Source organism: Streptomyces sp. NPDC056948 (assembly GCF_042674225.1).
Classification (GTDB): Bacteria; Actinomycetota; Actinomycetes; order Streptomycetales; family Streptomycetaceae; genus Streptomyces; species Streptomyces purpurascens.
The window spans coordinates 1-11493 of sequence record NZ_JBHUQX010000314.1 but is presented as its reverse complement, the minus strand read 5'-3'; the positions used below and the strand labels follow the sequence as shown (position 1 = coordinate 11493).

Genomic DNA, 11493 nt, shown 5'->3' with positions numbered 1-11493 from the left:
CCACGCCCCCGGCCTCCGGGTTCGACCCCCCCGCCTGACCCCGCCGGGGCCGGCGGGGGGAATTGGCCCCGGGCGGGGTCGGGCTTCCGCCCCGCGCCCTATCGGTCGGCGCGGGGCGGCCGCATAGCGTCCGGTCATGGACACCCACGACACGACCGGGACCCTCGAAGAGGCCCTCGAACGGCTCCACGCCTCGGGCCCGGAGCGGCTCGGCAGGCTCACCAACCACGCCCCCATGGTCGTCGAGGCGCTCGCCGCGCACGGCCGGTCGGGTGCCGTGCACCGCTGGCTGGATCTGTACCGGCACAAGCTGGAGGACTTCCCCGCGGCCTCTGCTCCCGTGACCGATGGCGACTGGCGGGAGGCACTGGGCGATCCGCGCCGGGCCGCCGACTGGATCGCCCACTTCACCCGGGCGCTCACCGAGCAGCCGTGGCGGGACGTCCTCGCCGTGTGGTGGCCGCGGCTGCTGCCCGGGATGTACGGCGGCTCCACTCACCCCGTGATCCGCGTCGGGCATGCCGTACGCGCCCTGGAGGCCGGCGAGAACGCGCCGCGGCTCGCCGAACTCGCGCACGGCCTGGGCTACTGGGCGGCCCGGCACCGCCCCGTCTCCGGCATCGCATCGCTGCCCGCCGCACCGGACGCGGCGCGGTCCCTGGACGCCGTGCCGCCGATCGACGCCCCCCGGGGCCGATTCACCGACCGGCTGACGGCCGTACGGCGACTGCCGCTGTGGGCGGGCGACGTGACCGATCCGGACACGGCCCGGGCCCGTCTCACCGAGCTGGTCCGGGCCGCGACCCACCGGTACGCCACCCACGGGCACGGCGAGGAGACCATGCTGGTGCACGCCGCGACGGCGCCCAACGCCGTACTGCGCGCCCTGGCCTCCCTCCCGCGTGAGCTGTGGGCACCGAGCCTGCACGCGGCGTGGACGGCGTCGGCGGCGGTCACCGCCATGTACGCCCCCGCCGAGCCCGTCGCCGTCGTGCCCGCACCGGACCGCACGGCGGAGGAGGTGCTGGAAGCGGCCCTCGCCCATGGCGACGAACACGTCATCAAGCTCACCGACACCGCCCTCGACGTCGGCGACGAGCGGGCCCTCGCCGCGGCCCTGCGCGCGGTCGAACTGAGCGAGCCGCTCGTCCCGAACTGACGCGCGATGCCGGGCGGTCGGAGGGAGGTACGGCACGAACACATCCGCGGGAGGGTCTATCGTGTCCGCATGTCCGTCCCCGAACTGATCCGCATCGTCTCCCGCGACTCCCCCATGGCGCTCGCCCAAGTGGAGCGTGTCCGGGCCGAGTTGGCCGCCGCCCACCCCGGAGTGCGCACCGAGGTCGTGCCGGTGAAGACCACCGGCGACAAGTGGATGGGCGATCTGTCCCTGGTCGAGGGCAAGGGCGCGTTCACCAAGGAGGTCGACGCGGCACTGCTGGCCGGGGAGGCCGATCTCGCCGTGCACTGCATGAAGGACGTGCCCGCCGACCGGCCGCTCCCCGCGGGCACCGTGTTCGCCGCGTTCCTCAAGCGGGACGACATCCGGGACGCCCTGATCCATCCCGGCGGGCTCACCCTGGACGAGCTGCCGGCCGGCACGCGGATCGGCACCTCCTCGGTGCGCCGGGTCGCCCAACTGGCCGCCACGCATCCGCACCTGGAATGCGTGCCGTTCCGGGGCAACGCCAACCGTCGCCTGGCGAAGCTCGCCGCCGGAGAGGCCGACGCGCTGCTGCTCGCGGTGTCCGGCCTGGAGCGGATCGGCCGCGAGGACGTGATCAGCGAGATCCTCTCCACCGAGGCGATGATGCCGCCCATCGGAGCGGGCGTGCTGGCGCTCCAGTGCCGCGAGGGCGACGCCGACCTCATCGACGTGGTGAGCGGCCTCGGCGACCCGGACACCTACCGGGAGACGACCGCCGAGCGCATGTTCCTGCATGTGCTGCAGGGGCACTGCAACAGCCCGATCGCCGGGTTCGCGCGGGTGGACCGCAGTGGTGAACTGTCCCTGCGGGCCTGTGTGTTCACCCCGGACGGCAAAACGCGGCTGAACGCCCACGAGTGGGCGGGCCGGCTCGACCCGGCCACGCTCGGCACCTCGGTCGCCGTGGCCCTGCTGCGTCAGGGCGCCCGCGAGATCATCGACGGCATCCCGCACTGACGGGATGCCCGCTCTGGCGCCGGATCAGGCGGTGCCTTCCTCCGCCTGATCCCGCAGGAAGACGCTCACCTGGTGCGCCAGGCTGTCCCGCACCGCACCCTGCTGGGTCCCGGCGGGCCCCTCGTGCACACCGATGCCGCCCGACCACAGCCGGCGGTCGGTCCACTCCTCCTCGACGCGCAGCTGGACCTGGACGTCCACGAGGCTCAGGGACGCCTCGGTGCCGGCCGCGTACAGCACGGCGGTGGCCTTGCGCAGCGGATAGACGTCGAAGCCCTCGATGAACTGCGAGTTACGCCAGTCGAGGAAGGCGCTCTCGCCGTCCGGGCCGATCCGTACGTCGATCTGGCCATCCTCGAGGTGGACGCCGAGGTGCCGGCGGCCGCGGTTCTCGATCGTCACGCGGAGGCAGAAGTACGTCAGCCCTTCGGCGGCGTCGTCACGGCCGCGGGGCGGCTCGGCCGGTTCCAGACGGTGGACGCGGACCCGCAGACCGGCATGCTCGTCGTACTCCTGCCAGTCCCCGACCACGTTCGGCTCGTACACGGTGCCCCTCTCGACCTCTGGAAGCTGCTTCCTATCTGTGGTCTCAGCGCACTGTCAAATGAGCAGAATGCGCTGTGGCCAGGCAGTTCATCCCATTTGATCGGCGATCAAGCCGTGCCCAGCGGTTATCCGGAAACAGTTGGAGAAAGCGGTTGCCGAGGCGTGCCGCACATCACTTTCCCGAGTGAAGATCAACGGGCCAGCCGACCCAGCAGGGCGGACGCCGCGGTGACGCCGAGCGCGGCGGCCACGAGCAGCACCGCGAAATCGGCCGCCAGCCGGTGGGGTGTGCCGAGGAGGAGTCCGCGCAGGGCGTCCACCTCGTAGCTGAGCGGGTTGGCCTTGCTGACGGCCTGGAGCCAGCCCGGCATCACGGACACCGGGTACAGGGCGTTGGAGCCGAAGAACAGCGGCATGGTGATCGCCTGCCCGAAGCCCATGAGGCGGTCGCGGCTGAGGACGATGCCGGCGATGGTCATCGACAGGCAGGAGAAGAAGGCCGAGCCGAGGACGACGATCGCGGCGACGGCGAGCAGTTTGAGCGGGTTCCAGGTCAGCGCCACTCCGAGCAGGGCCGCGATGAGGAGCACGACGACCGCCTGGACCAGCGACTTCACGCCCGCCGCGAAGGCCTTGCCGGTGATCAGCGCCGATCGCGGAGTCGGCGTGACGAGGAGCTTGTTGAGGATTCCGGCGTCGCGCTCCCAGATGATCTGGATGCCGTAGAAGATGGCGATGAACATCGCGGACTGGGCGATGATGCCGGGCGCCAGGTAGTCGACGTAGGGGATGCCGCCGGTGGGGATGGCCCTGATCCGGGTGAAGGTCTGACCGAAGATCAGCAGCCAGAGGGCCGGCTGGACCGCCCGGGTGTACAGCTCGGTGCGGTCGTGGCGCAGCTTCTGCAGTTCGACCGCGCACATCGCGCCGACGCGGGCCGGGAGCAGCAGCCGGCCCGCGCGGGGTTGCGGGGGCTTCAGCAGCAGTGCGATGGCGTTGTCACGGACGGGGTCAGCCGACCCGGCGGGCGGTGCGGCGGGTGCTTCGGACATCGCGGAAATCTCCTGCCTCGTCGTCGAGACCCCTGCCCGCCACGGCACGGAAGACGTCCTCCAGCGAGGGCGGCGTGTCCGGGGCCGTGCCCGCGGCGCGGCGGCGTGCGCCGAGTCCCTCCCTGAGCTCGGCAGGGGTGCCGAGGGCCCGGATCCGGCCACGGTGCATCAGGGCGACCCGGTCGCAGTACTGGTCGGCCTCGTCCATGTAGTGGGTGGTCACGAGCACGGTCATGCCGGTGGCGGCGCGGACGGCGCCGATGTGCTCCCACACGCCGGTGCGGGCGATCGGGTCGAGGCCGATCGTGGGCTCGTCGAGGATCAGCAGGCGCGGGGCGCTGACCAGGGCCTGTGCGAGTTCGAGCCGGCGGACCATGCCGCCGGAGTACGTGGCGGCGAGCCGGTCGGCGGCGTCGGCGAGGCCGACCGCCGTCAGGGCCTGGCCCACGCGTTCGGCGCGTTCCCGGCGCGGCACGTCGAAGACGCGGGCGAACAGGGCGACGTTCTCCCGCCCGGTGAGACCGGCGTCAGCGGACAGTTGCTGCGGTACGTAGCCGAGCATGCGGCGTACGGCCATGCGGTCCTGGGCGGTGTCGTGGCCGAAGACGCGGACCATGCCGGCGGGCACCGGCAGCAGGGTGGTGATGCAGCGGATGGCCGTGGTCTTGCCGGCGCCGTTGGGGCCGAGCAGTCCGAAGACCTCGCCCTGCCGGACCGTGAGGTCGAGCCCGTCCACGGCGTTGGTGTCGCCGAAGGCGTAGGCGAGTCCGGTGCAGGCGACGGCGTCCGGCCGGGGTGGGGCGGTGTCCCGGGTCATGACTCCTCGGCCTCCTCGTGCAGGGTGTCGGCCAGCTTGCGCAGGGCCGGGATCGCCGCGTGCAGCGCCTGACGGTCCGTCTCGTCGAGCCGGGACACATGGCGTCGGACGAGGGCGGCGCGGCGCCGGCGCCAGTCGTCGAGCCGTGTCCGTGCGGCAGGCGTGGGCAGCAGCCGGGCGGCCCGCCGGTCGGCCGGGTCGGTCTCGCGGACCAGATAGCCCGCCCCTGCCAGCTGATTGACCAGAGTCGACACCGAGTTGGCCGCCAGACCGAGGTCCTTGGCGGCGTCGGAGATGCCGATCCCGGGCCGTGTCACGACCAGCCGCAGCAGTTCCACCTCGGCACCGCGCAGCCGCGGGTCGGGCATCTCCCGCCGCAGGTGCCGCCTGATCAGCCGCTGGACCCCGACGAGCGCGTCGGCCAGCTCTTCGGGGAAGGTCTTCGGCTCCATGCGGCCGAGATTAGTTCTGTAGCAGAGCTAATCGATCCAAGGAGAGGTACAAGAGAAGTCAAGAAAGACCAAGTGGGCGTATTGTCTGAATTGTTTCGTAATCTTCCCGCCCGGGAATGGGCCGTGAAGTGCTTCGGACAGGAGGCACGTCCGTGGGAGCCGCCCGGGCCCCCGGTGCTTCCGTGAGGTCCGAGTCCGTGCTTCCCACGGTGTCTGTCCATTCGGCACCTGCTCAGGGAGGTGCGCATCATGCGTATCGCCGGCAGCACCAGAACGCACCCCCACGACGACGCCCCCGACACCGCCGCGGCGTTCGAACGTCTCGCGCGGCTGTCCGAGGGGCCCGAGCGCAAGGCCCTGCGCGACGAACTGGTCGAGGCCTGGCTGCCCATGGCCGAGCGGATCGCCGTCCGTTTCCGCGGCAGGGGCGAGGCCCTGGAGGACCTGTACCAGGTGGCCGCCCTGGGCCTGGTCAAGGCCGTCGACCACTACGACCCGGCGCGCGGCAACGCCTTCGAGGCCTACGCCGTACCGACGGTCACCGGCGAGATCAAGCGCCACTTCCGTGACCACATGTGGACGCTGCACGTGCCCCGCCGGGTCCAGGACCTGCGCAACCGGGTGCGGCACGCCGCCAAGGAGCTGTCGCAGACCACCCCCGGCCGCTCCCCCACGGTCGCCGAGATCGCCGAGTACGCCCACCTCACCGAGGGCGAGGTGCGCACCGGCATGGAGGCCCTGGAGTGCTTCTCCGCGCTGTCGCTCGAGGCGGAGATGCCGGGGACGGACGGCTACGCCCTCGGGGACGCGATCGGCGGGCCGGACCCGGCCTTCGACATCGTGGTCAACCGGGTGGCCGTGAGGCCCTGTCTGGAAGCGCTGCCGGAGCGCGAGCGGATCATCCTCTACCTGCGGTTCTTCAAGGGCATGACGCAGAGCCGCATCGCCGAGCAGCTCGGCATCTCGCAGATGCACGTCTCCCGGCTGCTCAGCAGCTGCTTCGCCCATCTGCGCGAGGAGCTGCTGACCGAGACCGGGTGAGCGAATCGGGCCGCCGGGGGTCACACCTCCGGCGGTGTTCCCGGGATCTGCGTCGGTCCGGCGCGGTCGAGGGCGTCTTCCAGTGCGGCCCGTATCTCCTGGGGCATCATGCCGGTGCGCCCCCACACGAGGATCAGTTCCGCGACGTTGCGCAGCTTGATGTTGGTGTGCTGGGAGACCTCCTTCAGCACGGCCCACCCCTGGTCGGGCGAGACCCGGCCGAGCGCCACCACCATCCCGATCGCCTGGTCCACGACGGCGTGGGAGACGACCGCCTCCTTCAGCTGCTGGATCTCCTCCTGCAGCTCGAAGATCCGCTCCGAGCCCCCGTCCGTGGGCATGGTCACCTCCGGGTCCGGTGCGCCGCTGTCCGTGTGGCCTCACAGGGTGCTTGAGTGCCTTGACGCAGTGTCCGACCCATCCATCGTCGTCACTCGGCCCGCCCGGTGCCACCGGGGCGGACCAGGCCGGTTCACGACACCGTTTGTGCGTCGCCGCCGGGGTACTCGGCAGGCGCCCACAGCGGTTCCGGTTGGACACTGGGTGCAATCCTCCGGTGGCTGCCAGGCCGACGAGATCAGGACACGACGCCATGAACCACGACATGCCCGCCTCTTCCGGCACGAAGGACGTCGTCTCATCACACTCCGTGGTCGGCGCGCCCTGTTGGGTGAGCCTGACCAGTCGTGACGTCAAGGCGACGGAGGAGTTCTACAGTGCCGTGCTGGGCTGGCAGTGGCGTCCGGCCAAGATGGGCGACCGGCACCGGATCGCGCTGGCGGACGGCTCGCCGGTGGCCGGGATCGCGGGGGTGGCGACCATGTGGCAGATGGCCGTGGCGTGGACGCCGTACTTCGCCGTACGCAGCGCGGACGAGGCGGTGGCGCGGGTGCAGGAACGTATGGGCACGGTCGCGGTCGGGCCGCTCTCCCTGCCGCCCGGCCGGGCGGCGCTGCTGGCGGACCGGGACGGGGCGACCTTCGGGATCTGGGAGGGCGACCTGTTCACCGACTGGGAGACCTGGCGCAACGCGCAGCCGGTCTTCATCACGCTGCACACGCGTGACGCCTTCGACGCGGCCATCTTCTACGGCGAGATCCTCGACTGGGCGACGCAGCGCCCCGGCTGCTGCGAAGTCCACTACGAGGGCGGGGAGGTCGTGCTGCGCAGCGGCGGTGACGTGGTGGCACGGATCGAGTCGGGGGCGCTGGAGGCGGCCCCCGACCCCACGATCCGGCCGCACTGGCAGGTCCACTTCACCGTCGACGACGTGGAGGCCTGCGCCCGGACCGCGGAGCTGCACGGCGGCAGCGTGCTGTCCAAGGGCAGCGACGAGGCCGTGCTGCGCGACCACGACGGGGCCCAGTTCACTGTGACGTCGCGCCGCGGCCGCTGATCCGGCTCAGCGGGTCTTCCGGGACGGCCGGGACAGCAGGACCAGGCTGCGTGCTCCGACGGTGAGGCCTGTGCTCGCCTTGTGCTCCGCCTCGTCCGGGGTGCCCTCCGGGTCGGCGGTGTCGATCAGCGCCGTCCAGCGTTCACCGTAGGCGGCGTCCGGCAGGCGGAAGTCCACCGGCTCCCAGTGGCTGTTGGTCAGCAGCAGGAAGGAGTCGTCGACGACGGGCCTGCCGCGGGGGTCGGGTTCGGCGATGGCGTCGCCGTTGAGGAAGACGCCGACCGAGTGCGCGTCGCCGCGCTGCCAGTCGTCGTCGGCCATCTCCCGGGCGTCGGGCGCCAGCCACACCAGGTCGGGCAGCGGCTGGTCCGCGTGGGTCAGGGTCTCGCCCAGGAAGAAGCGGCGCCGGCGCAGCACGGGATGCCCGGTGCGCAGCCTGATGACGTACCGGGTGAACTCCAGCAGGTCGCGCTGTTCCTCGGTCAGCCGCCAGTCGATCCAGGAGATCTCGTTGTCCTGGCAGTAGGCGTTGTTGTTGCCGCGCTGGGTGCGCCCGAGTTCGTCGCCGTGGGAGAGCATCGGGATGCCCTGGGACAGCAGCAGCGTGGCGAGGAGGTTGCGCTGCATGCGGGTGCGCAGTTCCCGTACGGCCGGGTCACGGGTGGCGCCCTCGGCGCCGCAGTTCCAGGACCGGTTGGTGCTCTCGCCGTCCTGATTGTCCTCGCCGTTGGCCTCGTTGTGCTTGTCGTTGTAGGACACGAGGTCGCGCAGGGTGAAACCGTCGTGCGCGGTGACGAAGTTGACGCTGGCACGGGGCCGGCGCCTGCTGTGCGCGTACAGGTCGGAGGAGCCGGTCAGCCGGGAGGCGAACTCTCCGAGCGTATGGTCCTCGCCGCGCCAGAAGTCGCGGACGGCGTCGCGGTACATGCCGTTCCACTCCGACCACAGCGGCGGGAAGTTGCCCACCTGGTAGCCGCCCTCGCCGACGTCCCACGGCTCGGCGATCAGCTTGACGCGGCTGATCACCGGGTCCTGCTGGATGAGGTCGAAGAACGCCGACAGCCGGTCCACCTCGTGGAACTGCCGGGCCAGCGTGGCCGCGAGGTCGAAGCGGAACCCGTCGACATGCATCTCGGTGACCCAGTACCGCAGCGAGTCCATGATGAGCTGAAGTACGTAGGGGTGGCGCATCAGCAGGCTGTTGCCGGTGCCGGTGGTGTCGTAGTAGTGCTCCCAGTCGCCGTCGACCAGGCGGTAGTACGAGCAGTTGTCGATGCCGCGGAAGGACAGGGTGGGGCCCCTCTCGTTGCCCTCGGCGGTGTGGTTGTAGACCACGTCGAGGATCACTTCGAGCCCGGCCGCGTGCAGGGTCTTCACCATCGACTTGAACTCGGCGACCTGCTGGCCGCGGGTGCCGTGCGCGGCGTAGGCGTTGTGCGGGGCGAAGAAGCCGATGGTGTTGTAGCCCCAGTAGTTGGCCAGGTCGCGGCCCTGGAGCACACCGTCCTGGACGAACTGGTGGACCGGCATCAGCTCCACGGCCGTGACGCCCAGCGAGGTGAGGTGCTCGACGGCCGCGGGGTGTGCCAGTCCGGCGTAGGTGCCGCGGAGTTCGGCGGGCACCCCGGGGTGGGTGCGCGTGAAGCCCTTGACGTGGGTCTCGTAGATCACCGTGTCGGCGTAGGCACGGCTGGGCGGGCGGTCGTCGCCCCAGTCGAAGGCCGGGTCGGTCACCACGCCGAGCATGGTGTGCCCGGCGCTGTCGGCCGGGTCGGGCCCGTCCGGGTTGCGCTCGTGAAGCGAGGGGTGGTTGTCGATCTGCCCGTCCACCGCGCGGGCGTACGGGTCGAGGAGCAGCTTCGCCGGGTTGCAGCGGTGTCCGGCGGCCGGGGCCCACGGGCCGTGCACGCGGTAGCCGTAGCGCGTGCCGGGGCGGACGCCAGGAAGGTAGCCGTGCCACACGAAGCCGTCGACCTCGGCCAGCGGGACCCGGGTGTGGGTGCCGTCGTCGTCGACGAGGACCAGCTCGACACGTTCGGCGACCTCGCTGAAGAGGGCGAAGTTGGTGCCCTTCCCGTCGTAGGACGCGCCCAGCGGGTAGGGGCGCCCGCTCCAGGCGGACGCCCCGTTCCGGTGCTGCCGACGGGTCACCGAGCCTCCTCCAGGACCTCGTCCGGTGCGCCGGCCGGGCCGGCCAGCTGCGCGACGCGCACCTCGCGGGGCACGTCGAGGCCCTCGCTGAGACGCGGGGCGGGCGCGGTCGGCACCAGCGGGACGCGTTCGCCGGCGCGGGCGCGCTGCGAGAACCAGATGACCTTGCTGCCGGTCTCGGTGGCGCAGCAGCCCCAGCCGTCGCTCATCGCCGCGAGGTGCTCCAGGCAGCCTCGCAGTTCCTGGTCGGGGCGCAGGGCGCGGTCGTTGTCCCCGATGGCGGTGATCAGGTGCTGCCCGTTCCACCACATCTCGATCGAGGTGTTCTTGTCCGTGGCGTGTTCGTCGATGGCCTCGAGCAGCATCTCGGCTCCGCCGCAGACGGGCTGGATCAGGTTGTCCAGGTCCCAGAACTTCAGGTGAGCGGCCAGAATGCGGCTGACCTGTCCCACCCGTTCCGGGCTGACTTCCACGTCGAGGTGGTAGTAGCAGGGCACTGCGGTCTTCATCGGTCGGCTCCTCACCGCGAGGCTCAGCTCCTCCTCGCTCCCGCAGTCCTGCGGGACGAGCCCCGAGCACGGAACGTGAGCGTGTATCGCTTCTGAGTCACCCTCAGACTGAGGGGGCTAGCCCGTTCGTGCAACACGAGCGCACGGCCGAGGCGGTCGGGACCTGCAACCGAACGGACCTCTACGGCCTCAACGGATCACCCGGACGCGCCACTGGTTGAAGCTCCAACAGGACGTTGCGTTGTCATACATGCACCATGTGTGACAGAACTCGATCGCCGGGACGGGTCCGTGTCGCTGTGCGCGCGGCCGCCGTCCGACCGTCGGGAAACCGTGCCCCTCGAGCCCGAAAGGTGATCGGCGCCATGCTGCTACCCGCCAAAGCCGAAGTCGCCCGGCAGTTGCGGCGTTACCGGGCCTGGGAACGCGTGATGCTCGCGGCACCCAACGACCGCACGGTGCGGACCACCTTCGAGGACTCCGGCTACACGCTCTGCGTGCTGATGGGCAAGCGCTGCGCGCGGGAGGCGGCGGACGCGGCCGAGCGGTACCTGCGCACGAACCAGCTCACCTATCTGCAGGAACAGCAGGTCACCTGTCTGCAGGAACAGAACGAACGACCCCGTCCGGCCACCGCGGTGCGACGAAGACCGCCGACGGCGGAGCGGCGGTACCCAGCGGGAAGGTAACGGCCTTCCCGCACGTCTTGTCCCCATGAACCGGGCCCTGGGGGCCCGGTTTCGAGCACGGTGGAGGTGAGGACCATGAGTAGGACCCGGGCCATCGGCCGCATCCCGGTACGGGATGTCCGCCCGGCCGTGGAGAGCGGCAACCGGCCGGCGAAGGCGGTCGTGGGAGAGACGTTCGAGGTCACCGCCACCGTGTTCCGGGAGGGGCACGACGCGGTGGCCGCCAATGTCGTGCTCAAGGACCCCGAGGGCCGCCCCGGGCCGTGGACGCCGATGCGGGAGCTGGCCCCGGGCAGCGACCGCTGGGGCGCCGAGGTCACCGCGAACGCGGTCGGCCGCTGGTCGTACCGGGTGCAGGCCTGGAGCGATCCGGTGGCCACCTGGCGCCGAGCGGCGGGCATCAAGGTGCCGGCCGGCATCGACCCGGGCCTGGTCCTGGAGGAGGGCGCCGAGCTCTACGAGCGGGCGGCGGCGGGCGTTCCGAAGAACGACGGCCGCGGCGTGCTGCTCGGCGCGGCGAAGACGTTGCGCGACGACTCCCTGTCCCCTCCGGCCCGGCTCGCGGGGGCGTTGACGCCGGAGGTGGACGAGGTGCTGGCCCGGCATCCGCTGCGGGACCTGGTCACCACCTCCGAGCCGCTGCCGCTGCTGGTGGAGCGGGAGCGGGCCCTGTACG

General features: G+C 71.4%; 13 protein-coding genes. 6 read left to right on the top strand and 7 right to left on the bottom strand.

Annotated elements, in window-relative coordinates; translation table 11 throughout:
- Window positions 1–136 precede the first annotated feature (136 nt).
- Together ACFTZL_RS31915 and hemC are read left to right on the top strand one after the other, a co-directional pair.
- Window positions 137–1159: a questin oxidase family protein gene (locus ACFTZL_RS31915; protein ID WP_382589747.1), complete on the top strand. Its 1023-nt coding sequence runs from the start codon at window positions 137–139 to the stop codon at window positions 1157–1159.
- 69 nt (window positions 1160–1228) lie between these two features.
- The gene (hemC, locus tag ACFTZL_RS31910; RefSeq protein WP_382589744.1) at window positions 1229–2164 is read left to right on the top strand and encodes a hydroxymethylbilane synthase; all 936 of its coding nucleotides are present in this window, start codon (window positions 1229–1231) and stop codon (window positions 2162–2164) included.
- A 24-nt stretch (window positions 2165–2188) separates the two neighbouring features.
- Here the strand turns inward: hemC and ACFTZL_RS31905 are convergent, their stop codons facing one another.
- The 4 genes from ACFTZL_RS31905 to ACFTZL_RS31890 all read right to left on the bottom strand — a co-directional run bounded on the left by ACFTZL_RS31905 (window position 2189) and on the right by ACFTZL_RS31890 (window position 5031).
- Window positions 2189–2710: a hypothetical protein gene (locus ACFTZL_RS31905; protein WP_382589741.1), complete on the bottom strand. Its 522-nt coding sequence runs from the start codon at window positions 2708–2710 to the stop codon at window positions 2189–2191.
- A 191-nt stretch (window positions 2711–2901) separates the two neighbouring features.
- Window positions 2902–3762 (bottom strand): ABC transporter permease, encoded by an 861-nt coding sequence (locus tag ACFTZL_RS31900; protein ID WP_382589738.1) that lies wholly within the window; start codon window positions 3760–3762, stop codon window positions 2902–2904.
- Complete coding sequence (locus tag ACFTZL_RS31895; RefSeq protein ID WP_382589735.1) at window positions 3722–4579, bottom strand: ABC transporter ATP-binding protein; 858 nt, start codon at window positions 4577–4579, stop codon at window positions 3722–3724. The genes ACFTZL_RS31900 and ACFTZL_RS31895 overlap by 41 nt, the downstream gene beginning before the upstream one ends.
- Entirely contained in the window at window positions 4576–5031 is a 456-nt protein-coding gene (locus ACFTZL_RS31890; RefSeq protein WP_382589732.1) for a MarR family winged helix-turn-helix transcriptional regulator, read from the bottom strand. Before ACFTZL_RS31890 ends, ACFTZL_RS31895 begins: the two co-directional genes overlap by 4 nt.
- Before the next feature lie 249 nt (window positions 5032–5280).
- Between ACFTZL_RS31890 and ACFTZL_RS31885 the strand changes: the two genes are divergently transcribed.
- Window positions 5281–6072, top strand: coding sequence for an RNA polymerase sigma factor SigF (locus tag ACFTZL_RS31885; protein WP_382589729.1), 792 nt, complete (start codon window positions 5281–5283; stop codon window positions 6070–6072).
- 20 nt (window positions 6073–6092) lie between these two features.
- Here the strand turns inward: ACFTZL_RS31885 and ACFTZL_RS31880 are convergent, their stop codons facing one another.
- Window positions 6093–6413: an ANTAR domain-containing protein gene (locus ACFTZL_RS31880; protein WP_382589726.1), complete on the bottom strand. Its 321-nt coding sequence runs from the start codon at window positions 6411–6413 to the stop codon at window positions 6093–6095.
- 251 nt (window positions 6414–6664) lie between these two features.
- Here ACFTZL_RS31880 and ACFTZL_RS31875 point away from each other — a divergent pair, with 251 nt between their 5' ends.
- Window positions 6665–7468, top strand: coding sequence for a VOC family protein (locus ACFTZL_RS31875; RefSeq protein ID WP_382589723.1), 804 nt, complete (start codon window positions 6665–6667; stop codon window positions 7466–7468).
- Between the two features lie 6 nt (window positions 7469–7474).
- Here ACFTZL_RS31875 and glgX read toward each other — a convergent pair whose 3' ends face one another.
- Both glgX and ACFTZL_RS31865 read right to left on the bottom strand, forming a co-directional pair.
- Window positions 7475–9619, bottom strand: a complete 2145-nt coding sequence (gene glgX / locus ACFTZL_RS31870) for a glycogen debranching protein GlgX (protein WP_382589720.1) — start codon at window positions 9617–9619, stop codon at window positions 7475–7477.
- Window positions 9616–10128, bottom strand: coding sequence for a pep a2 (locus tag ACFTZL_RS31865; protein WP_382589717.1), 513 nt, complete (start codon window positions 10126–10128; stop codon window positions 9616–9618). The genes glgX and ACFTZL_RS31865 overlap by 4 nt, the downstream gene beginning before the upstream one ends.
- A 365-nt stretch (window positions 10129–10493) precedes the next feature.
- On the opposite strand from ACFTZL_RS31865, the gene ACFTZL_RS31860 reads away from it, so the two are divergent.
- Both ACFTZL_RS31860 and ACFTZL_RS31855 read left to right on the top strand, forming a co-directional pair.
- Window positions 10494–10817, top strand: a complete 324-nt coding sequence (locus ACFTZL_RS31860; protein ID WP_382589715.1) for a DUF5133 domain-containing protein — start codon at window positions 10494–10496, stop codon at window positions 10815–10817.
- Window positions 10818–10892: 75 nt separating this feature from the next.
- The coding region (locus ACFTZL_RS31855) for a maltotransferase domain-containing protein (protein ID WP_382589712.1) at window positions 10893–11493 on the top strand (601 nt) is incomplete at its 3' end.

Coding starts and splice junctions, on each gene's coding strand:
- ACFTZL_RS31895 (WP_382589735.1), bottom strand. CDS start 4,579: ATGACCCGGGACACCGCCCCACCCCGGCCGGACGCCGTCGCCTGCACC.
- ACFTZL_RS31885 (WP_382589729.1), top strand. CDS start 5,281: ATGCGTATCGCCGGCAGCACCAGAACGCACCCCCACGACGACGCCCCC.
- ACFTZL_RS31880 (WP_382589726.1), bottom strand. CDS start 6,413: ATGCCCACGGACGGGGGCTCGGAGCGGATCTTCGAGCTGCAGGAGGAG.
- ACFTZL_RS31915 (WP_382589747.1), top strand. CDS start 137: ATGGACACCCACGACACGACCGGGACCCTCGAAGAGGCCCTCGAACGG.
- ACFTZL_RS31860 (WP_382589715.1), top strand. CDS start 10,494: ATGCTGCTACCCGCCAAAGCCGAAGTCGCCCGGCAGTTGCGGCGTTAC.
- hemC (WP_382589744.1), top strand. CDS start 1,229: ATGTCCGTCCCCGAACTGATCCGCATCGTCTCCCGCGACTCCCCCATG.
- ACFTZL_RS31890 (WP_382589732.1), bottom strand. CDS start 5,031: ATGGAGCCGAAGACCTTCCCCGAAGAGCTGGCCGACGCGCTCGTCGGG.
- ACFTZL_RS31865 (WP_382589717.1), bottom strand. CDS start 10,128: ATGAAGACCGCAGTGCCCTGCTACTACCACCTCGACGTGGAAGTCAGC.
- ACFTZL_RS31900 (WP_382589738.1), bottom strand. CDS start 3,762: ATGTCCGAAGCACCCGCCGCACCGCCCGCCGGGTCGGCTGACCCCGTC.
- ACFTZL_RS31875 (WP_382589723.1), top strand. CDS start 6,665: ATGAACCACGACATGCCCGCCTCTTCCGGCACGAAGGACGTCGTCTCA.